This is a genomic window from Cellulomonas sp. P5_C5, from assembly GCF_054049655.1.
In genome coordinates this window covers 19,809-39,010 of the sequence record NZ_JBFULY010000025.1, presented here as the reverse complement: position 1 = coordinate 39,010, position 19,202 = coordinate 19,809, and the positions used below count along the sequence as shown (strand labels likewise).

The 19,202-nt window shown below is 73.3% G+C and carries 21 protein-coding genes and 1 riboswitch; of the genes, 11 read left to right on the top strand and 10 right to left on the bottom strand.

Annotated features, from left to right (window positions below):
- Positions 1-37 precede the first annotated feature (37 nt).
- From ACXJKF_RS17215 to ACXJKF_RS17180, 8 genes are all read right to left on the bottom strand, one after another.
- Entirely contained in the window at positions 38-1,147 is a 1,110-nt protein-coding gene (locus tag ACXJKF_RS17215) for an ABC transporter substrate-binding protein (RefSeq protein WP_456788939.1), read from the bottom strand.
- Between the two features lie 441 nt (positions 1,148-1,588).
- Positions 1,589-2,581 carry a manganese catalase family protein gene (locus tag ACXJKF_RS17210; RefSeq protein WP_456788938.1) on the bottom strand — a complete coding sequence of 331 codons (993 nt, stop codon included), beginning with the start codon at positions 2,579-2,581 and terminating at the stop codon, positions 1,589-1,591.
- A gap of 11 nt (positions 2,582-2,592) precedes the next feature.
- Positions 2,593-3,675 carry a YihY/virulence factor BrkB family protein gene (locus ACXJKF_RS17205; RefSeq protein WP_456788937.1) on the bottom strand — a complete coding sequence of 361 codons (1,083 nt, stop codon included), beginning with the start codon at positions 3,673-3,675 and terminating at the stop codon, positions 2,593-2,595.
- Between the two features lie 73 nt (positions 3,676-3,748).
- Complete coding sequence (locus tag ACXJKF_RS17200; RefSeq protein ID WP_456788936.1) at positions 3,749-4,336, bottom strand: DUF3618 domain-containing protein; 588 nt, start codon at positions 4,334-4,336, stop codon at positions 3,749-3,751.
- Positions 4,336-4,743, bottom strand: coding sequence for a phage holin family protein (locus tag ACXJKF_RS17195; protein ID WP_456788935.1), 408 nt, complete (start codon positions 4,741-4,743; stop codon positions 4,336-4,338). The genes ACXJKF_RS17200 and ACXJKF_RS17195 overlap by 1 nt, the downstream gene beginning before the upstream one ends.
- A complete protein-coding gene (locus ACXJKF_RS17190; protein WP_456788934.1) occupies positions 4,740-5,411 on the bottom strand; it encodes a hypothetical protein in 672 nt (223 codons plus the stop codon). Before ACXJKF_RS17190 ends, ACXJKF_RS17195 begins: the two co-directional genes overlap by 4 nt.
- Positions 5,412-5,716: 305 nt before the next feature.
- A complete protein-coding gene (locus ACXJKF_RS17185; protein ID WP_456788933.1) occupies positions 5,717-6,451 on the bottom strand; it encodes an ANTAR domain-containing protein in 735 nt (244 codons plus the stop codon).
- Positions 6,452-6,474: 23 nt separating this feature from the next.
- A complete protein-coding gene (locus ACXJKF_RS17180) occupies positions 6,475-7,155 on the bottom strand; it encodes a GAF and ANTAR domain-containing protein (RefSeq protein WP_456788932.1) in 681 nt (226 codons plus the stop codon).
- A 159-nt stretch (positions 7,156-7,314) separates the two neighbouring features.
- Here ACXJKF_RS17180 and ACXJKF_RS17175 point away from each other — a divergent pair, with 159 nt between their 5' ends.
- The 5 genes from ACXJKF_RS17175 (at position 7,315) to ACXJKF_RS17155 (ending at position 10,934) form a co-directional block, all read left to right on the top strand.
- On the top strand, positions 7,315-7,830 hold the full coding sequence (locus ACXJKF_RS17175; RefSeq protein WP_456788931.1) for a hypothetical protein: 516 nt from the start codon (positions 7,315-7,317) through the stop codon (positions 7,828-7,830).
- Positions 7,831-7,836: 6 nt separating this feature from the next.
- Complete coding sequence (locus tag ACXJKF_RS17170; RefSeq protein WP_456788930.1) at positions 7,837-8,373, top strand: metallophosphoesterase family protein; 537 nt, start codon at positions 7,837-7,839, stop codon at positions 8,371-8,373.
- Between the two features lie 45 nt (positions 8,374-8,418).
- Positions 8,419-9,615 carry a zinc-dependent alcohol dehydrogenase gene (locus ACXJKF_RS17165; protein ID WP_456788929.1) on the top strand — a complete coding sequence of 399 codons (1,197 nt, stop codon included), beginning with the start codon at positions 8,419-8,421 and terminating at the stop codon, positions 9,613-9,615.
- 99 nt (positions 9,616-9,714) lie between these two features.
- Positions 9,715-10,731, top strand: coding sequence for an iron-containing redox enzyme family protein (locus ACXJKF_RS17160; RefSeq protein WP_456788928.1), 1,017 nt, complete (start codon positions 9,715-9,717; stop codon positions 10,729-10,731).
- Positions 10,728-10,934 (top strand): CDGSH iron-sulfur domain-containing protein, encoded by a 207-nt coding sequence (locus ACXJKF_RS17155; RefSeq protein ID WP_456788927.1) that lies wholly within the window; start codon positions 10,728-10,730, stop codon positions 10,932-10,934. The genes ACXJKF_RS17160 and ACXJKF_RS17155 overlap by 4 nt, the downstream gene beginning before the upstream one ends.
- Before the next feature lie 4 nt (positions 10,935-10,938).
- Here ACXJKF_RS17155 and ACXJKF_RS17150 read toward each other — a convergent pair whose 3' ends face one another.
- Positions 10,939-11,493 carry a hypothetical protein gene (locus ACXJKF_RS17150; protein WP_456788926.1) on the bottom strand — a complete coding sequence of 185 codons (555 nt, stop codon included), beginning with the start codon at positions 11,491-11,493 and terminating at the stop codon, positions 10,939-10,941.
- Positions 11,494-11,744: 251 nt separating this feature from the next.
- Between ACXJKF_RS17150 and ACXJKF_RS17145 the strand changes: the two genes are divergently transcribed.
- Positions 11,745-12,311, top strand: a complete 567-nt coding sequence (locus ACXJKF_RS17145) for a hypothetical protein (RefSeq protein WP_456788925.1) — start codon at positions 11,745-11,747, stop codon at positions 12,309-12,311.
- A 20-nt stretch (positions 12,312-12,331) separates the two neighbouring features.
- Positions 12,332-13,048: a glycosyltransferase family 2 protein gene (locus ACXJKF_RS17140; RefSeq protein WP_456788924.1), complete on the top strand. Its 717-nt coding sequence runs from the start codon at positions 12,332-12,334 to the stop codon at positions 13,046-13,048.
- Here the strand turns inward: ACXJKF_RS17140 and ACXJKF_RS17135 are convergent.
- Positions 12,993-13,502, bottom strand: coding sequence for a GNAT family N-acetyltransferase (locus ACXJKF_RS17135; protein WP_456788996.1), 510 nt, complete (start codon positions 13,500-13,502; stop codon positions 12,993-12,995). The genes ACXJKF_RS17140 and ACXJKF_RS17135 overlap by 56 nt on opposite strands.
- A gap of 112 nt (positions 13,503-13,614) precedes the next feature.
- A riboswitch (SAM riboswitch) is annotated at positions 13,615-13,734 on the top strand.
- A gap of 277 nt (positions 13,735-14,011) precedes the next feature.
- Between ACXJKF_RS17135 and ACXJKF_RS17130 the strand changes: the two genes are divergently transcribed.
- The 4 genes from ACXJKF_RS17130 to ACXJKF_RS17115 are packed head-to-tail and all read left to right on the top strand — an operon-like array spanning position 14,012 to position 19,194.
- Entirely contained in the window at positions 14,012-15,178 is a 1,167-nt protein-coding gene (locus ACXJKF_RS17130; protein ID WP_456788923.1) for an LLM class flavin-dependent oxidoreductase, read from the top strand.
- An 8-nt stretch (positions 15,179-15,186) separates the two neighbouring features.
- The gene (locus ACXJKF_RS17125; RefSeq protein ID WP_456788922.1) at positions 15,187-16,575 is read left to right on the top strand and encodes an NtaA/DmoA family FMN-dependent monooxygenase; all 1,389 of its coding nucleotides are present in this window, start codon (positions 15,187-15,189) and stop codon (positions 16,573-16,575) included.
- Positions 16,576-16,612: 37 nt separating this feature from the next.
- Positions 16,613-18,250 carry an ABC transporter substrate-binding protein gene (locus ACXJKF_RS17120; RefSeq protein ID WP_456788921.1) on the top strand — a complete coding sequence of 546 codons (1,638 nt, stop codon included), beginning with the start codon at positions 16,613-16,615 and terminating at the stop codon, positions 18,248-18,250.
- The gene (locus ACXJKF_RS17115; protein ID WP_456788920.1) at positions 18,247-19,194 is read left to right on the top strand and encodes an ABC transporter permease; all 948 of its coding nucleotides are present in this window, start codon (positions 18,247-18,249) and stop codon (positions 19,192-19,194) included. The genes ACXJKF_RS17120 and ACXJKF_RS17115 overlap by 4 nt, the downstream gene beginning before the upstream one ends.
- Positions 19,195-19,202 lie beyond the last annotated feature (8 nt).

Sequence of the window (19,202 nt, the reverse complement as noted above, 5' to 3'; positions counted from 1 at the left end):
GTGGAGCCCTGGCCGCCGACCGCCGTCACGGTGGTGGTCACTTGCCCGACGCCCCGAGGCCGCCGTCGGAGACCGGCTCCTGGTCGTTCTCGGCGAGCACCTCGTTGAGCAGGGTGAGGTCGTAGATGCCGTGCAGGTCGGTCTCCTTGGAGGTGCCGGCGGCCACGGCGTGGTCGGCCGACGTCTGCAGGCTCGACGCGATCGGGTCGAGCGTGATCCGCAGGTTGCCCCACGCGCGGTCCAGCACCTCGGCGGAGAGCGGCTTGCCGCTGAGCTTCTCGATCACCGTGTTCGACAGGGTCTTGGCCTCGTCAGGGTTCGCCGCGATCCACTCGGACGTCGCGTACTCGGCCTCGAGCAGCTTCTTGACCGTGCCGGGGTACTTGGACAGGTACTCCGTCGCGACGATCAGGTGCGTGGTGACGAAGTCACCGTCGGGCCACAGCTCCTTCTCGTCGAGCAGCACGTGCGCGCCGGCGTCGACGACGAGCCGCGACGCCCACGGCTCCGGCAGCCAGGCGCCGTCCAGCTGGCCGGCCTTGAACAGGTCGAGCGTCTGCGAGTTCTCCTGCGGCGTGATGGTCACGTCGCTCGCGCCGCCGGTCAGCGACGTCTCGAGCCCCTCGTCGGCGAGCCAGGCGCGCAGCGCGACGTCCTGGGTGTTGCCCAGCTGCGGGGTCGCCAGCGTGGTGCCGACGAGGTCCTCGGGGGAGTCGATGCCCTCGCGGACGACCAGCTGCGCCCCGCCGGAGGTGGCACCCGAGACAATGCGGACCGCCTCGCCGTCCGACTGCGCGAACGCGTTGATCGCCGGGTTCGGGCCGATGAACGTCGCGTCGATCGCGCCACCGAACAGCGCCTCGACCGCGGCCGGGCCCGCGTTGAAGATCGAGGTGGTGAGCGTCGTGTCGCCCAGCGCCTCCTGGTAGGTGCCGTCGTCGACACCGACGAGGGCGACGGCGTGCGTGAGGTTGGCGAAGTAGCCGAGTCGGAGCTCGGGGGCCTCGGCGCCCGCCGTCGGTGCGGCGGACGAGTCCTCGGTGGCGGCCGGCTCGTCGGCGGCGGAGGTGGAGCACGCGGCGAGCGAGGCGAGGAGACCGGCGGCGGTCAGGAGTGCGGCGAGGCGGCGTGCGGGACGGGCGGTCATGTCAGGTCCTTGGGGGTCGCGAGCGGAGTGGGCGGGCGGTCGTCACCGACGACATCGCCGCGCGGGCTCGGTGCGCGCGTGCTGAGCAGGGTGGGGCCGGCTGGGCGCCATGGGGGTGGGTCCTCCGCGGGGGACGGGGGTGGAGGCACGCGCGTCGCAACCGAGTCGTCGTGGGGATCGACGAGGGCCGGGCGTCGGACGCGCGGCCGGGGGACGGTGCCGCGTTCAGACGTTCCGCGGACAGCAGGGGCGCGCGGAAGCCAGGACGGCGTGACAGCACGTCGAGGCGGCGCGGCGGGTCTGCATGAGACGAGGATGGCCGCCTGCAGCCGTCGGCGACAGCACCGTCTCTCAATGTGGACACGGCTGGTCGGAATACGAGACTTAACCTCACCGCGCCCGCGCCCGGACCGCAGAGGCCCGGGCGCGAGTGCGACGGTGCTACTTCTTCGCGGTGCTCGAAGGCTTCGAGGTGCCCTCCGGCGGGACCGCGCCGTACAGCTGCGGCGCCGGCTCGGCCATCTCCAGGTCGGCCGTGGCCTGGATGAGCGCGAGCAGGTCGGTGTCGAGGCCGGGGGAGAACTCCTCGAACCGCTCGTCGGCGATCGTCGACGGCACGCCCGCGGGCGCCTGCTCGGTGGCGTCGAGCTCGGTCCCGTCCTTCGACGGCGACATGCCCTGGAAGATCCGGCCCGCCTCGGAGGACGCGGTCAGGTCGAACGTGTACTGCTTGCTCTGCAGCCCGAGGTCCAGCAGCTTCTTGACCTCGGGGAACTTCTCCGCGTTGGTCTTCGGGATGGGCAGCACCGACGCCCAGTTCACCCCGAGCGTCTCCAGCGCCCTCGCGTAGGCGTTCTCGTGGGCCTGGTCGCGCACGATCAGGTAGGCGATCGTCGAGCGGGCCGTCTTGTTCGCGGTCATCTCGTAGATCCGGCACTTCTGCAGCCGGCCCGTGGACTCGAGCATCAGGTTGTAGAGCAGGTCGAGCACGAGGTTGCCCGAGTTGTAGACGTAGGACCCGGACCAGGGGTTGCCCGCGGCGTCGACCGGCAGGGCACCCTGGGCGGCGACCAGGTAGTGGTGGATGTTGCCCGCGTCGAGCGCAGACTCCAGCGGGGTGGCACCCCCGGCGCCAGGCTTGTCCAGCGGGTCCTTCGCGGTGCCGTTGTACCGCGGCGAGCCGTCGAGGAGGCGGGCGATGGTGGTGCCGATCAGCTCGACGTGACTGATCTCCTCCGTGCCGATGCCCTGGAGCAGGTCCCGGTACGGCTTCCCCTTCGGACCGCGGAAGTTGATGCTCTGGAACAGGTACTGCATCATCGTGCGCATCTCGCCGAACTGGCCCCCGAGCCCTTCTTGCAGGGCGTTCGCGGCTGCCGGGTCCGGCTCGTCGGCCTCGATGTCGTTGATGAGTCGTTGTACGTGCAGGTACATCGGTGATCCCCTCAGGCGTCGTCGTCCTTGGTCTCGGCCCCGCGGGTCTGCCGCAGGGCACGGCCGAGCCGTACGTCCTCCTCCTGCTTGGCCTGCTTCTTCTCGCTCGCACGCGTGTCCCGCGGCGGGAGCTGGATGGTCTTCTCGGCCTCGATACCGCCCTGCAGCTGCCGGCCGCGCTCGACCTCGGCGTCGAGCTCCGCGCCGAACAGCAGCGCGAGGTTGGTGATCCACAGCCAGAGCAGGAACACGATCACGCCGGCCAACGAGCCGTAGGTGTCGTCATAGCTGCCGAAGGTGGTGACGTAGAAGCCGAAGCCGAGCGACGCGAGCACCCAGACGACGAGCGCGACGACGGCGCCGAGGCTGATCCACCGGAACTTCGGTTGCTGCACGTTCGGCGTCGCGTAGTAGAGGACGGCGATCGCCACGACCACCAGGGCGACGATCACGGGCCACTTCACGATGTTCCAGACGCTCACCGTGACGTCGCTGAGGCCGACGGCGTCGCCGACCGCGCGGGCGACCCCGCCGGAGAGCACGACGGCCGTGACGATCACGACGGCGATCAGCACGAGGACCACCGTGACGACGAGCAGCACCGGTCGCAGCTTCCAGACCGGCCGGCCCTCGTCGATCTCGTACACCCGGTTCATGCCCCGGCTGAACGCGGCGACGTACCCGGAGGCGGACCACAGGGCCAGGACGAGGCCGACGACCAGGGCGAACCCGGCGGCGGGCGCCTCGGTGAGCTGGGTGAGGATCGGCTCCAGCGTCTCGTCGACGGACGACACACCGACGTCGGAGGCGATCGTCAGGACGTCCGCGACCATCTTCTCCGGGTCGCCGACGAGGCCCAGGATCGAGATGACGGCCAGCAGGGCAGGCGCGATCGCGAGGACGGCGTAGTACGTGAGCGCCGCGGCGAGGTCGGTGCACTGGTCCTTGCCGAACTCCCGGAGCGTCTTGCGCAGCACGTACAGCCAGGACCGCTTGGTCATGTCGTCGGGGGAGTCGGGCTTGCGCGGGTCCTCCGGCGACGGCGCTGCGGCCTTCGCCGTGCTGCGGGTGCTGCTCGTGTCGTGCGGGCTCATCGCCTCGGCTCCTGGGTCGATCGGTCGGTCGGTCGGGCATCGCGGCGCACGCGGTGCCCCGCCGCACGTCGTGCTACCCGGCGGTGTGCGCTCCCTTGACCGTGTCGGCGGCGTCCGTGGCCCCCGCGCGCAGGTCGTCGGCGGCCGAGCGGCCCTCGTCACGGAGTGTCGAGCCGGCCTCGGTCGCCCGGTCCTTCACCGCGGCGGCCGCCTCCTGAGCGGGCTGGCGCAGGGTCGTGGCGACGTCCTGGGCGGCGTCCTTGGCCTCCTGGACCAGGGGAGCGGCCTGCTCCTTGGCGGTCTGGGCCAACCGCTGCTCCGGACGGGTGCTGGGCAGCAGCGAGGACAGCAGCCAGCCGGCGCCGAAGGCGATCAGCCCGGCGGCCAGCGGGTTCCCGCGAGCCTTGTCCTTCGCGGCGTGCGGCAGCCCAGCCGCCGAACCGCCCAGCGACGAGGCCGCGGAGCCGGCGACGTCGGCGCCGTCGGACACCCCACCCATCACCGTGTCCTTGACGTCCGAGACGGCGGAGCGGACCTTGTCGGCCTGCCTGTGCGCCACTTGACCGGGGCTCACCTTGTCGGTCAGCGCGTCCACGTCCGAGCTCAGCTCGGCCCGGGTGCGCTCGATGTCTTCGCGGATCTGGTCCGGGTCGGTGCTCATCAGTTCTTCTCCTCGTGGCCGTGCAGGGCGTTCGGGATCTTCTTGACGGTGTCGGTGGTCTGAGGAAGCCCGGCCACGCGCTTGGCCTCGGCGCGACCGCGGACCGCGAGGACTGCGGCGACGACCGCCCAGATCACGGCGACGATCACGGCCGACCAGGCCCACGAGTCCAGGGCGTCGCCCAGCGCCCACCAGAGCGCGACGGACAGGAACAGGAGCACGAAGTGCCCGGCGACCGCGGCGCCCGCGAACATGGACCCGCTCTTCGCCGCCTGCGTGGCCGACTGGCGGACCTCGGCCTTGGCGAGCTCGACCTCCTGGCGCAGGAGCGTGGAGAGGTCACGGGTGACGTCCCCGAGCAGGTCACCGACGGACTGTCGCGGGGGAGCGTCCAGCGGCTCGGTCATCGCGGGTCCCACGCGGGCGTGCGGATCACGGGGGACTCGGCTGTGGCGAGCGAGTCGGCGTAGACGGGCTCGTCGACCGGGTCGGCGAAGGCGGGCGGGGGCATCGTCACCGTGCGCTCCGGCACGGGCACCGGCGCGGGCTGCGGGGCGGACGACGGGGTGCTCGGGGCGTCCTTGAGGCCGCGCGTGAGCCGACCCAGGACCACGCCCGCACCGGCGGCGAGGACGAGGAACGTCCCGGGGCGCCGACGCGCGAAGCTGCGGACCTCGTCGAGGGCCTCGTCGGGGCCGTGGCTCTCGAGCCACTGGCCGAGCGACGTGACCCGGGTGCCGAGCTCGCGGGCGATGTCCGTGGCCACGTTCTGCTCGCCGGGTGCTGCGGCCATCTGCGCGAGCTGGTCGCCGACGGTCGTGAGCCCGCCGGCCAGCCGGCTCTGCTGCGTGCCCACCTGTCCGGAGACCTCGGTGCGCGCCTGGGTCCAGAGGTCGCCCAGCTGCCGCCGGGCCTCCTGCGTCACGGCGGCGGCCTCGCCCTTGGCCTCGCCGAGCAGGTGCCCGCCGGCGTCGGCGGCCTTGTCCTTGAGGTGGGTCGCCTGCTCCTTCGCGGCGTCGGCCGTGCCGGGCTGATCGCCGTCGGAGCGGGGATAGCTGCTGGTGTAGTCGGTCATGGTGGGGCTCGTCTCGGGTGGAGGGGAGCGGAGACGTCCCGCCCGAGTGGCAGCACGAGGCGCCGGCCGGGTGGGATCGACGTCGTCGCAGCCTTCTGCCGCGCGACCGTCCGCATGGGTGATCGGGGCGCGTGAGCGCTCCCTGGTGGTGCTGTCACGGTGCTCGGGCAGCAGCCCGGTCCACCTGTCCCATGTCCGGCGACGTGTCCTGTCCCGGGCGACGGTCTGCCGGGCGACGATGTCGGCCCAGCCCCTGGACCGTAAGCCCGCCCCGGGGCACCCGCCACCCGAACCGGCCGTGGGGCTCAGACCCGTTCGCGGAACGTGTCCCGCTCGCGCGGGGGGCTCCCCGTGACGGACTCGACGATGACGGACGCCACCTCGCGCAGCTTGACCTTGCGGTGCCGGGAGGCGCTGCGCAGGATCGCGAGCGCGTCCTCGGCGGTGCACCGGTTCTCCGCCATGACGACGCCGATGGCCTGGTCGATGACGGCGCGGGAGACGAGCGCCGCACGCAGGTCGGCGTTGAGCTCGACCTGGTCCGTGCTGCGCAGGCACAGCGCGACCGTCCTGGCGATCTCGTCGGCGTACATGTCGGCGACCGCGATCGCCGCGTCGTCCCAGGCGTGCGCGTCGGCGGCGTACAGGTTCAGGGCGATGTGCACGCCGGGGCGCACCACGCGGGGCAGGGCTGCCGCCGAGGCGAAGCCGTTGGCCTGCGCCGCGGCCCGCCACGACGGCCAGCGGGTCTCCTCGGCGATGTCGGGGACGTGGACGATCCGACCGACGTCGATGGACGTCAGGCACGGGCCGTCGTCGGCCGCGTACTCCACCTCGTCGCAGAGCGCGGCCGCCGCGTCGCTCGCTGCGACGAGCGTGGGCCGGCCTTCGCGGCGCAATGTGATGGTGGCGGAGGTGGCCGCACCGACGTGGCGGGCGGCTGCGCGGGCCACGCCCTCGACGAACTCGTCGACACCCGGGGTGTCGAGCAGCAGGGTCTGCAGCTCGGCGATGGCGGTGCCTCTGGTGTTCTCGTCCATGGGATCCTCCCGTTCGGGTCGGCTCAGCACCGGATCAGCGATCGTGCGAGGTCGGAGAGCTGCATGCCGGCGCGCAGGGCGGCGCCGTGCAGGAGCGCGCGGGCGTCGTCGACGGAGATGCCCCGGGTCCGCGCGAGCACCCCGCTCGCCCGGTCGACGACGACGAGGTCGTCGAGGTGTGTCGGAGCGTCGACCGCGTCGCCCAGGGACCGGAACGACAGGTCGGCGTTGGTGACGGCCACCCGGGCGCTGGCGCCGACGATCGAGGCGAGCCGTTCCTCGTGCCCGACGAACGCCCGGGCCTGCGCGGCGTAGAAGTTCACGGTGCCGACGAGCCGCTCGCCGTCCAGCACCGGCAGCGAGAGCGAGCTGCGCACCCCGCGGTCCGCGGCGGTGGCCGCGTACAGCTGCCACCGGCTCTCGTCGAGCACGTCCTCGACCCCGACGACCTCCGCGCCGCGACCCGCCTGCAGGCACGGGCCGTCGTCCAGGTACTGCGCCGCGTCCATCGCCGTCGAGTCCGCCGAGGTGGCGACGACCGTGAGCGTGAGGTCCTCGTCGACGAGGCAGTAGCTGAACCCGAGGCAGGACGGGACCTCGGCGGCGACCCGGTCACCGGCCTCGGTGACGATCGCGACCAGGTCCAGGTCGGAGGTCTCGCTCAGCCGACGCAGGACGTCCGCGGTCTGCGGCAGGAGCTCCATCGGACCTCGATCGCACGGGACGTAGATCGGCGCGGCTGCATCACGCCGGGATCACGCCGGGCGGCCGACGGTACGCCCGTGGGGGCGCGACCGCGCGGCGGCGCAGTTGCGGGGCGAGGGCGCGCGGGTACGGTCGGGAGCCACCGTCGAGGAGGACCCATGACCCCGCCGACCGTCGACCGGCAGCTGCTGCGGATCTACCTGTCCGACCACGTCGCCGGTGCCGCCGGCGCCCTCTCCCGCGCGCAGCGCATGGCCCGCGCCTACCGGGAGACGCCCCTCGGGCCGCCGCTGGGCCGGTTCGCGGACGAGCTCGCCGACGAGCGCACCCTTCTCCTGGACGTGGCCGACGGGCTGGACCTGTCGCTGAGCCGGTGGAAGTCGCTGGCCTCCGCCACGGCCGAGCGGGTCGGACGCCTCAAGCCGAACGGTCGATTCGCGGCCGCGTCGCCGCTGTCCGCCCTCCTGGAGCTCGAGGTGCTGAGCGGCGGGGTGAGCGCCAAGCGCGGCATCTGGGCGAGCCTCGGCTCCTGGAGCGACGCGCTGGGGCTGGACGCGGGTCGGTTTGAGGACCTGGACCGGCAGGCCGTCGAGCAGATCGCCGTGCTCACCCGGCTCGCCGACGTGGCCCGGGAACGTGTGGCAGTGGGCGCGGCCGACGTGCGCGGACGCTGAGCGCTCGTGCGGCTCGTCCTGCTCGCGGACACGCACGTCCCTCGCCGCGCCCGTGAGCTGCCGGCTTCGGTGTGGGCCGCGGTCGACGCCGCGGACGTGGTCGTGCACGCCGGCGACTGGGTGTCCGACGCGTTCCACGACGAGCTCGAGGCGCGGTCCCGCCGGCTGGTCGCGTGCTACGGCAACAACGACGGCCCCGGCCTGCGGGAGCGGCTGCCGCTCGTCGCGCGGGTCGAGCTGGCCGGGGTGCGGGTCGGCGTGGTCCACGAGACCGGGTCCGCCGCCGGACGCGAGCAGCGGTGCGACGCCGAGCATCCCGGCCTGGACGTGCTGGTGTTCGGGCACAGCCACATCCCGTGGGACACGGTCACCCCGCACGGCCTGCGGCTGCTCAACCCCGGGTCGCCCACGGACCGGCGGCGGCAACCGTTCGCGACGTTCATGACCGCGACGATCGCGGCGGGGCGGCTGGCCGACGTCACCCTGCACCCCCTCGAGCGTGCGACCTCCGGTCGCGGACCGGGCCGGTCCGGCGCACCCTGAGCCGGGGACAGCAGCGCCCTCACCGTGGACGGAAGAGGGATCGAGATGCGCGCACTGACATGGCAGGGCCGGGAGAACGTGAGCGTGGAGACGGTGCCGGACCCCCGGATCGAGCTGCCGACGGACGCGATCGTCCGGGTCACGTCGACCGCGATCTGCGGCTCCGACCTGCACCTGTACGCGGTGCTGGGGATGTACCTGGACGCGGGGGACGTGCTGGGCCACGAGGCGATGGGTGTCGTCGAGGAGGTCGGCTCCGCGACTGGCTCGCTCGCCGTGGGTGACCGCGTCGTCATCCCGTTCAACATCTCGTGCGGGACGTGCTGGATGTGCTCGCGGGGGCTGTTCGCGCAGTGCGAGACCACCCAGGTGCGCGAGCAGGGCACGGGTGCGTCGCTGTTCGGGTTCAGCAAGCTGTACGGGCAGGTGCCCGGCGGTCAGGCCGAGTACCTGCGGGTGCCGCAGGCCCAGTTCGGTCCGGTGGTGGTGCCCGACGACGGCGGACCGGACGAGCGCTACCTGTTCCTGTCCGACGTGCTGCCGACCGCGTGGCAAGCCGTCGAGTACGCCGCGGTGCCCGCCGGCGGGACCGTCGCGGTGGTGGGCCTCGGCCCCATCGGGCAGATGGCCGCCCGCATCGCCGCTCACCGAGGTGCGTCCCGGGTGATCGGGCTGGACCTGGTGCCCGAGCGCCTCGCGATGGCGCGCCGGCACGGGATCGACGTCATCGACGTCGGTGCGGTCGACGACGTCGGCGAGGCGGTCCGTGAGCTCACGGGCGGTCGCGGCGTCGACTCCTCGATCGACGCGGTCGGCATGGAGGCGCACGGGTCACCGGTGGCCTCGGGCGCGCAGCGGATCGCGGGCTTCCTGCCGGACAAGGTGGCCGCAGCCGTCATCGAGAAGGCCGGCGTCGACCGCCTCGCGGCCCTCCAGACGGCGTTCGACGTGGTTCGGCGCGCCGGGACGGTGTCGATCGTCGGCGTCTACGGGGGAGCGGCCGACCCGCTGCCGATGATGCAGCTGTTCGACAAGGGCCTCACGCTGCGCATGGGACAGGCGAACGTGAAGCGGTGGGTCGACGACCTGCTGCCCCTGGTCTCGGACTCAGCGGACCCGCTGGGCGTGCTCGACCTGCGCACCCACCGCGTCTCGCTGGAGACCGCCCCCGCGGCCTACGAGATGTTCCAGAAGAAGGAGGACGGCTGCATCAAGGTCGTCCTCGACCCGTCGCTGGTGTGACGTCGGGCGCTCCGGTTGCGGAGCGCCCGCCGCGTGCGACGGTGGGTCCAGGTCTGCTCCAGAACCGGGCGGAGGTACGCGCGAGGAAAGAGCTCGACCATGAAGCTGCCCACCGCCCGGGGGCCCCTGGGAGCGTCCCTGACGGATCTGCTGATCCATCCGCCGCAGGGCACCGACGCCCTCGACGACAGGGTGCTCGCGCGATGGCGTGCGGCGGCGGCGGAGTCGGACCCGATGTCGGACGACGACCTCCAGCTCACGCTGTGGACGCTGTACGCCCTGCACTACCGCGGCTTCGAGGGGGTGGACGAGTCGTGGGAGTGGGACCCGGACGTGCTGCGCCTCCGGCGCGTGCTGGAGGACGCGTTCGAGGCGGCGCTGCGCGAGCGGGTCCCGACACCCCCGCCGACCGCTCCGGAGCGCGAGACCGTCGCGGCCGCGCTCTTCGCGATGACCGCTCCCGGTCCGGGACCGAGCGTCGCCCGCTACGTCAGCCGGACCGCGGACGGGACGCAGGCCGAGGAGTTCCTGATCCACAGGTCCCTCTACACCCTCATGGAGGCCGACCCGCACACCTGGGCGATCCCGCGCCTGTCCGGCGTGCCCAAGGCGGCGCTCGTCGAGGTGCAGTCCGACGAGTACGGCGGTGGGCGTCCCGACCGCATGCACTGCGCCCTGTTCGCGCGCACGATGCGGGGCGCCGGCCTCGTCGACGAGTACGGGTACTACGTGGACCGGCTGCCGGCCGTCACGATCGCGTCGCTCAACCTCATGTCGCTGTTCGGGCTGCACCGCCGGTGGCGCGGGGCGATCGCCGGCCACCTCGCGGCGTTCGAGATGACGTCGTCCCTGCCCAACCGCCTCTACGGGGACGGGTTCCGGCGCCTCGGCCACGACACGGGCACGACCGAGTACTTCGACGAGCACATCGAGGCGGACGCCGTCCACGAGCAGATCGCCGGCCGTGACCTGGCCGGAGGGCTCGCCGAGGCGGAGCCCGAGCTCGTCGGGGACATCCTCTTCGGCGCCGCGGCCTGCCTCTACCTGGACGAGCTCGTGGGCCAGCACCTGCTGGGCGCGTGGACGTCCGGCACGTCGTCGCTGCGTGCGGCATGAGCGAGCGCGCGCCGCAGCAGGCGGTCATCGAGGCGTGCCCGAACGGACCACTCCTCGTCCGCGGCGACGTGGAGCTGCGCGACGGCGCCGGCGCCCAGATCGAGAGGCGCCGGCGGACCGTCGCGCTGTGCCGGTGCGGCGCGTCGGCCATCGCGCCGTTCTGCGACGGCAGCCACAAGGCGATCGGCTTCGTCGCCCCCTGACCGGCTACTTCCCGGTGACGCGCGAGCGGATGCCCTCGACCAGGTTGGTGGGGCGCTGCTGCTCGCCCTGCTGCGCACCGAGCACCACGAGGGTGCCGACCAGGGCCGGGGTGACCCACTGCAGGATCCGCTGCTGACGCTGGGCGGACGCGACGGCCGCCGGCGTCGAGGACGCCGGCGTGACGCCGCTCTCGGCCGGTGCGCCGGCCCCTGCGGCGATCTTCGCGCCCAGGACCCCGCTGTAGACCGTGGTGCCGACGGCAGCGGCCGTGAGCAGCGCCTTGACGGCGGTGTTCGTGGCAGCGCCGCGCTGCGCCGTCAGGCGGGTGCGGTTGGCGACGATGAGTCCCAGGCCCCCGACGACGTGCGCCCCGATGGCGGCGGCGTTCACCGGGGCCCACCTGGCCCAGCCCACCGACGCGACACCCAGCCGGTCCGTCGGGTCCGCGACCGACGCCGACGCGCCGTTCAGGCCGACCGCGCCCATGAGCGACCCCCCGAACCACGCCGCGGCGCCGACGTCGTGCAGGGAGCGGACGAGAGTGTTGCGGGAGCCCATGGGGGTGTCCTTCGGTCGGCCCGAGACGCGGGCAGGGTGCGCGGCGGACGCCGCGGCTGGTCCACCATGCGGGCGGGCCGCGCACCGCGCACCTGGCGGCGGCCCCCGGTGCTGAGAGTTCCTCAGGAAGGGACTCGCGGTGCGGACGCGGTTTCCGTGACGCATCATGAGGGCGCCCATGTGCGTGGTCGAGCAGCGGCCGGTGCCTGTGGAGTGCCGCACCGCCGGCACACGACCCGGAGCCCAGACCCATGGCAGAGCCGCTCGAGCCCGTCGGGCACCCGGCGACGCCACCCCGTCGCGCGCAGGTCGTGCCCGGTGACGCCGTCCGCGCACTGGCGCTCGCCAGCGTGCTCGTCGGCACGTGGCACTCGGGCCTGGTCGCGACGGCCCTCTTCCTGCTGGTCCTCGGTGGGTGCATGGTGCCCCGCGCGATCGGTGCCCCGCCCGTGCTCGACGTCGCCTACAGCGGCACCCTGCTCGCCGCCGCCTGGGCCGCGCAGCTCGACTGGTACGTGACGGTGGGCTGGCTCGACGTGGTGGTGCACGCGGCCGCGACCGGCCTCATCGCGGTGATGAGCCTTCTCGCGCTGCGCGCGTGGTCGGTGGTCGGGCCGGCTCGCTCGCGCAGCGAGACCGCGGTCGTCGTCGTGGGTCTCGGCGCCGTGCTGGCCGTGCTCTGGGAGCTGGGGGAGTGGGCCGGCAACGCGTGGCTCGACCGGAGGATCCAGGTGGGGTACGAGGACACGATGGGCGACCTCGCCGCGGGACTCACGGGCAGCGTTGTCGCCGCGCTGGTCCTGGCCCGGCGCTCGTGAGCGACGTGCCGGAGGTTCGCGTGTCCGTGGTCATCCCGGCCCGCGACGACGCGGTCGCGCTGGCGGAGTGCCTCGCGCGGCTGCGCCGGCAGACGGTCGCGCCGTACGAGGTGCTGGTCGTCGACAACGGCTCGACCGACGACACCGCGGCGGTCGCAGCGGCCGGGGGCGCGCGGGTGGTGCCGGAGCCGCGGGTCGGTATCCCCGCCGCGGCGGCCACGGGGTACGACAGCGCCCGCGGTGACGTGATCGCGCGGCTCGACGCCGACTCGCGGCCGGACGAGCGCTGGGTGGAGCGCATCTCGGTGTGCATGCGCGCAGACCCCCGCCTTGACGCCGTGACGGGCTCCGGGCAGTTCTTCGACCTCCCGGTGGCACTGCGGGCAGGCGTCTCGGGCGCCTACCTGGGCACGTACTACCTCCTGGCGCACCTCGCCCTCGGCCACACCGCCCTGTGGGGGTCGTCGATGGCGATGCGCCGGGAGGCCTGGCTCGCGGTCCGCTCCCGGGTGAGCCGGGAGGATCCGGAGGTGCACGACGACCTCGACCTCGCGTTCGCGCTCGGGCCGGGGCGCCGGATCCGGTTCGACCCCGCGCTGCGGGTCGGGGTGTCGGCGCGGTCCCTGCGCGGGCACGCGCAACGGGTGCGCCGGTTCGACCGTGCGTGGCGCACGCTGCGCCTCAACTGGCGGGTTGCGCCGCCCTGGGACCGGTGGCGGGCACGGCTGGCGCGCTGAGCGCCAGGCGGTAGAAGACGGAGTGCGGGTCGAGGACGTAGTCGGCGAAGGGCGGGCACTCGACGAAGCCGGCGCGCTCGTACAGGCGCCGCGCGGGTGCGAAGTAGTCCTCCGTGCCGGTCTCCAGGTGCACCGTGCGGATGCCACGGTGCGCGGCGGTCGCGAGCACCTGGGCGAGCACCGCGGCGGCCACGCCCTGCCCGCGTGCCGCGGCGGTGGTGCGCATCGACTTGAGCTCGGCGTCCGTCGGACCGAGGTCCTTGAGCGCGGCGCACCCGAGCAGGGTGCCGGCGCTGTCCCGGGCGGTCCAGAACGTGATGCCGGGGGCGGCGAGCGCGGTCGGGTCGAGGGCGTGCACCGACTCCGCGGGGGAGGTGGCGTACATGTCCGTGAGGTGCTCGCCGAGCAGGGCGAGCACGTCGGGCGACGTGGGGTCGGCGATGGTGATCGTCAGAGGCACGCGCTCATCCTTCCACCACCAGACGGGACCGGGCGTCCCACCATCTGGACATTTGCCTCGGAGTATTGACTCGCCCCGAATCTATGTCTACTTTCCCGACCTGTTAGGTCATGAATTCCAGCGACAAGCCCCGGCTCGCTGGATGGCAACCCTCCTGCGTGTGGGGTGCCCCGGGTGACGACCTGGTCCTGCACGAGCACCCGCTCGTGCCCGACAACGACGCAGCGCCCGCCCGGCGGGTACGAAGGGACGCACGATGAGCACGGACGGACAGCCCGCTGCGGTTCTCGGCGGCCTCTCTCGCGTGTCCTCCCGCTGTCCCGGCGCCCGTTGCGGCGCGCTCAGCTGTTGTCGCTGACCCTGCGCCAGGCCTGACCAGCCGCTGACGACCGACGGCACCGCCGCGTCGTCGCGCTCCCTGCACCCACGCACCCTCGCACCGACCGTCGCACCCCCGTGCGACCGGCGCGGCGCGCCTCCGCGACTCATGAACGGACACCCCCATGGCACGCCCCACGTCTTCTCCCCGGCCGCTGCACCTCGGCGTCGACCTGAGCGACGCCGGCGCTCACCCCGCTGCCTGGCGCACGCACGGCTCCCAGGCGCAGCGCCTGTTCGACGCCGAGCGGCTCCAGCACCTCGTCGACACCGCCCAGCGCGGCACGCTCGACCTCGTCGTGTTCGACGACTCGTTCTCGCTGCAGCCCACCCGGTCCACGACGCTGCGCGGGCGCCTCGACGCCGCGCTCGTCGCGGCACGGCTGGCACCGCGGTCCCGCGGCATCGGCCTGGTGCCGACCGTCGCGACGACGCACACCGAGCCGTTCCACGTGTCCAAGGCGATCGCGACGATCGACCACGTCAGCGGCGGACGGGCCGGCTGGCAGCTCGGGTGGTCCGCGGACGAGCAGGACGAGCAGGACGCTGCGCACTTCGGGCGCAGGCCCGCACAGTCCGAGGCGACGGCGGTGGCCGAGACCGAGGAGGCCGTGCAGGTCGTCACGGCGCTCTGGGACAGCTGGGAGGACGACGCGGAGATCCGCGACCAGGCCACGCACCGGTACGTCGACCGCGCGAAGCTGCACTACGTCGAGCACGACGGCGTCCACTTCGCGGTCAAGGGCCCGTCGATCACCCCTCGCCCCCCGCAGGGTCAGCCGCCCATCGTGGTGCGCGTGAGCTCCGACGAGTCGTTCGGCCTCGCCGCCCGGCACGCCGACGTCGTCCGGATCAGCGCCACCAGCCGTGAGGAGGCGCTCGACCTGCGGCTGCGGCTGCGAGCAGCCGCTGTCGCAGCCGGCCGCGAGCCCGGGGACCTGCGGGTCCTCGTCGACGCGTTCGTGGTGACCGGGCCGGACCAGGCGAGCGCGCGTGCCCGCCTGGACCTGCTCACCGAGCTCGAGGGCGTCCGGTGGGACACCGACTCGCTCACGCACGTCGGCACCGCGCGGGAGCTGACCGACGCGTTCCTGCGCTGGTGGGAGATCGGCGCCGTGGACGGGTTCGTCGTCCGCCCGTCCTCGCTGCACACCGACCTCGACGCCCTGGTCGACGGGGTCGTGCCCATGCTGCGCACCGCCCGGGCGTTCCGTGAGCACTACAACGGTCCGACCCTGCGCGACCAGCTCGGCCTGGGCCACCCGGCCAACCGCTACGCCGCGATCGCCTGAGCCGCGCGATGAGTACCCCCACCTCACGCAAGCAGGTTCACCTCGGCGCGCACTTCCCCGGCGTCAACAACACCACCGTCTGGAGCGACCCCCGCTCCGGCAGCCAGATCGACTTCGCGTCGTTCGAGTACCTCGCGCGCCGCGCCGAGGCGGCCCGGTTCGACTTCTTCTTCCTCGCCGAGGGGCTGCGCCTGCGCGAGCACAAGGGGCAGATCCACGATCTCGACGTCGTGGGCCGGCCCGACACGCTGCCCGTGCTGGCGGCGCTCGCTGCGGTCACGGACCGGATCGGGCTGGCGGGCACGATCAACACGACGTTCAACGAGCCGTGGGAGCTGGCCCGTCAGTTCGCCACGCTCGACATCCTGTCCGGCGGGCGGGCGGCGTGGAACCTGGTGACCAGCTCCGACGCCTTCACGGGGGAGAACTTCCGCCGCGGCGGCTTCCTGCCGTACGAGCAGCGCTACGAGCGTGCCGCGGAGCTGGTCGAGGTCGCCCGGGCGCTGTGGGACTCGTGGGACGACGACGCGGTCATCGCGCACGCGCACAGCGGGCAGTACGTCCGGCCGGGGTCCGTGCGCGAGGTGCGTCACGACGGTCCGCACTTCCAGGTGCGGGGAGAGTTCACGACGCCGCGCGGACCGCAGGGGCACCCCGTGCTCTTCCAGGCGGGCGACTCGGCCGACGGTCGCGACTTCGCGGCGGCCACGGCGGACGTCGTCTTCTCGGCGCACTCGACGTTCGAGGCGGGCCAGGCGTTCTACACCGACGTCAAGGGCCGCCTCGCCGCCCACCGCCGCACGCCCGAGCAGCTCCTGATCCTGCCCGCGACCACCGTCGTGCTCGGCGCGACCGCGCAGGAGGCCGCCGCGCGGTCCCACGAGATCCGGCTGCAGCAGGTGCCGGGTCCCACCGCGATCGCGTTCCTCGAGCAGGTCTGGGGCCGTGACCTCACCGACCATGACCCGGACGGGCCGCTGCCGCGGATCGACCCGGACGTCGAGAACCTCGACATCACCCGCGGCCGGGTCCGCCACGTCAAGGACCCGCGCGCCGTCGCGACCGCGTGGCGCGACCAGGCCGACGCGAACGGCTGGTCGATCCGCCGGCTCGTCATCGAGGTGACGTCGCGCGGCGGGTTCGTCGGCACGGCCACGCAGGTCGCGGACGCCATCGACCGGCACGTCCAGGAGGACGCGTCCGACGGCTTCATCCTCGTGCCGCACCTGACTCCCACCGGTCTGGACGACGTGTTCGACCAGGTGGTGCCGCTGCTCCAGGAGCGCGGCTCGTTCCGCACCGAGTACGCCGGCGGCACGCTGCGTGACCACCTCGGACTGACCAGGCCGGCCCCCCGCGCCACCCGATCGCACGCCGACAGTGCCCTCGTCGGCTGATTCGACCCCCTCCCACCCTGAACGAAGGACCCCCGTCATGCTCCGCTCGACCCGTGCCCGATCCGCTCTCCTGACCACCCTCGTCGTCCCCACCCTCCTGCTGACGGCGTGCAGCTCGGGCGGTGCCCCGGCCGCGTCCCCGACGGCTGAGCAGAGCGCGACCGCGACTCCCGGCGGCACGCTGCGGTTCGCGCTCGGCGCCTCGCCCAGCGGCGTCGACCCGCAGCAGGTGGGCTCCAACGTGAGCATCTACATCGCCCGCCAGCTGGCGGACTCCCTGACCGACCAGGACCCCGAGACCGGCGAGGTCGTGCCGTGGCTCGCGCAGAGCTGGGAGGTCAGCGACGACCTGACGCACTTCACCTTCCACCTGCGCGACGACGTGACGTTCTCCGACGGCACGCCGCTGACCGCGACCTCGGTCAAGGCGAACTTCGACGCGCTCGTCGGCCCTCTCGCCGCGACGGCACCCCTGGCCGTGTCCTACCTCTCGGGCTACGAGGGCACGACCGTCGACGACGAGCACACGGTGACCGTGGCCTTCACGACGCCCAACGCGCAGTTCCTGCAGGCGACCTCGACCGTGTCGCTCGCGATCCTGTCCGACGCGACCGCGACGACGGACCCGGCCGCGCGGCTGCAGGGTGAGGTCGTCGGCTCCGGACCGTTCGAGCTGGAGAAGTACACGCAGGACCAGGGGGCGACGATCGTGCGTCGCGACGGGTACGCGTGGCCGTCGGACGTCTCCGAGAACCCGGGGGAGGCGTACCTCGACCAGATCGACTTCTCCATCGTCCCCGAGTCGGGAGTGCGGTCCGGCGGGCTGGCCTCCGACCAGTTCGACGCGGTCGGCGACGTGCTGCCGCAGGACGTGCCGCAGGTGGAGGGCTCGGGCGGTGCGGTGCTGACCCGCACCAACCCCGGCGTCGCCTTCGTGCTCCAGCCGAACGTGAGCGCCGGCCCGCTGGCCGACCCGGACGTGCGGGCGGCCGTGCAGGTGGCGATCAACCGCCAGGAGCTGGTGGACACGGTGCTCAGCGAGGCGTTCAAGCCCGCCACCAGCGTGCTCGCCAGCACCACGCCCGGCTACGTGGACCTGTCCGACGAGCTCGCGTTCGACCAGGACGGTGCCGCGGAGGCGCTCGACGACGCCGGCTGGGCGCTCGGCGCGGACGGGATCCGCGAGAAGGGCGGCGAGAAGTTGTCGTTCGACGTGGTCTACGCGCCGCTGTTCACGGGCAGCCAGGCGGTCCTGGAGCTGACGCAGCAGCAGCTCAAGGCCGTCGGCGTCGACCTGCAGGTGCGCCAGCAGACGCCCGCCGAGCAGCAGGCGGCCCTCGCGGCCGGCGACTACGACACGTACTACTACAACGTCACGCGCGCCGACGGCGACATCCTGCGCACGCAGTTCTCCTCGAAGTTCCGCAACATCAACAAGCGACCGGCCGACACGGTCCTCGACCCGCTGCTCGACGCCCAGCTCGCGCAGGGCGACCCGGCGAAGCGGGCCGACGACCTGGCCGCCGCGCAGCAGACGATCCTCGACGAGGGCCTGGCGATCCCGCTGTTCGAGCTCGCGCAGTCGATCGGGGTCGGCGCCGACGTGCACGGCCTGGCGTTCGACGCGTCGTCCCGGCTGCTGTTCCACGACACCTGGATCGGCGCCGACCAGTGACGGGCTACGTCCTGCGCAGGCTCGGCGCCGCGGTCCTCGTGCTCTGGGCGGCGTTCACCGTCTCGTTCGCGGTGCTGTACCTGCTGCCCAGCGACCCGGTGAGCATCATGCTCGACGCGGCGAACCCGGGCGGCACCGTCGACCCGGCGCAGGTGGCGGAGCTGAGCGCCCGCTACGGGTTCGACCGCCCGCCGCTCGAGCAGTACCTGGTGCTGCTCGGGCGGGCGGTGACCGGTGACCTCGGGGTCTCTGTGAGCTCCGGTGCCCCGGTGTCGCAGCTGCTCGCGGACGCGTTCCCGCAGACCCTGGCGCTGACCAGCTTCGCCCTGGGGATCGCGCTGCTGCTGGGTGGGGCGATCGCCGCGGTGTCGTCCTGGTCGCGGTCCACCCGCCTCCGGGGTGCGCTGCTCGCGCTGCCTCCGCTGGGCGTGTCGATGCCGACGTTCTGGATCGGTCTGCTGCTCCTGCAGCTGTTCTCGTTCCGGCTCCCGCTGTTCCCGGCGGTCGGCAACCAGGGCTTCCCCAGCCTGGTGCTGCCCGCCGTGACGCTCGCCATCCCGCTCTCCGCCGTCGTCGCGCAGGTCCTGGCCCGGTCCATGCGGACCGCGTGGGACGCGCCGTACGTGGAGACGGCGCTGGCCAAGGGCGCCAGCCGCGGACGGGTGCAGTGGCGGCACGTCACGCGCAACGCGGCGCTGCCGGCGCTGACGCTGCTGGGCATCGCCGTCGGCAACCTCCTGGCCGGTGCCGTGGTGGTGGAGACGGTGTTCTCCCGCGCCGGCTTCGGCGGGCTGGTGGAGAAGGCGGTGCGCGCGCAGGACATCCCCGTCGTGCAGGGGGTCGTGGTCGTGGGCGCGCTCGTGTTCGTCGTCGTCAACCTCGTGGTCGACCTCGCCTACCCGGCGCTCGACCCGCGGATCGCCCGTACCCCGGCCACGGCCTGACGCAGGGA

Coding starts and splice junctions, on each gene's coding strand:
- ACXJKF_RS17215 (WP_456788939.1), bottom strand. CDS start 1,147: ATGACCGCCCGTCCCGCACGCCGCCTCGCCGCACTCCTGACCGCCGCC.
- ACXJKF_RS17145 (WP_456788925.1), top strand. CDS start 11,745: ATGGCAGAGCCGCTCGAGCCCGTCGGGCACCCGGCGACGCCACCCCGT.
- ACXJKF_RS17195 (WP_456788935.1), bottom strand. CDS start 4,743: ATGACCGAGCCGCTGGACGCTCCCCCGCGACAGTCCGTCGGTGACCTG.
- ACXJKF_RS17130 (WP_456788923.1), top strand. CDS start 14,012: ATGGCACGCCCCACGTCTTCTCCCCGGCCGCTGCACCTCGGCGTCGAC.
- ACXJKF_RS17120 (WP_456788921.1), top strand. CDS start 16,613: ATGCTCCGCTCGACCCGTGCCCGATCCGCTCTCCTGACCACCCTCGTC.
- ACXJKF_RS17165 (WP_456788929.1), top strand. CDS start 8,419: ATGCGCGCACTGACATGGCAGGGCCGGGAGAACGTGAGCGTGGAGACG.
- ACXJKF_RS17200 (WP_456788936.1), bottom strand. CDS start 4,336: ATGAGCACCGACCCGGACCAGATCCGCGAAGACATCGAGCGCACCCGG.
- ACXJKF_RS17185 (WP_456788933.1), bottom strand. CDS start 6,451: ATGGACGAGAACACCAGAGGCACCGCCATCGCCGAGCTGCAGACCCTG.
- ACXJKF_RS17175 (WP_456788931.1), top strand. CDS start 7,315: ATGACCCCGCCGACCGTCGACCGGCAGCTGCTGCGGATCTACCTGTCC.
- ACXJKF_RS17125 (WP_456788922.1), top strand. CDS start 15,187: ATGAGTACCCCCACCTCACGCAAGCAGGTTCACCTCGGCGCGCACTTC.
- ACXJKF_RS17180 (WP_456788932.1), bottom strand. CDS start 7,155: ATGGAGCTCCTGCCGCAGACCGCGGACGTCCTGCGTCGGCTGAGCGAG.
- ACXJKF_RS17210 (WP_456788938.1), bottom strand. CDS start 2,581: ATGTACCTGCACGTACAACGACTCATCAACGACATCGAGGCCGACGAG.
- ACXJKF_RS17155 (WP_456788927.1), top strand. CDS start 10,728: ATGAGCGAGCGCGCGCCGCAGCAGGCGGTCATCGAGGCGTGCCCGAAC.
- ACXJKF_RS17160 (WP_456788928.1), top strand. CDS start 9,715: ATGAAGCTGCCCACCGCCCGGGGGCCCCTGGGAGCGTCCCTGACGGAT.
- ACXJKF_RS17150 (WP_456788926.1), bottom strand. CDS start 11,493: ATGGGCTCCCGCAACACTCTCGTCCGCTCCCTGCACGACGTCGGCGCC.
- ACXJKF_RS17205 (WP_456788937.1), bottom strand. CDS start 3,675: ATGAGCCCGCACGACACGAGCAGCACCCGCAGCACGGCGAAGGCCGCA.
- ACXJKF_RS17190 (WP_456788934.1), bottom strand. CDS start 5,411: ATGACCGACTACACCAGCAGCTATCCCCGCTCCGACGGCGATCAGCCC.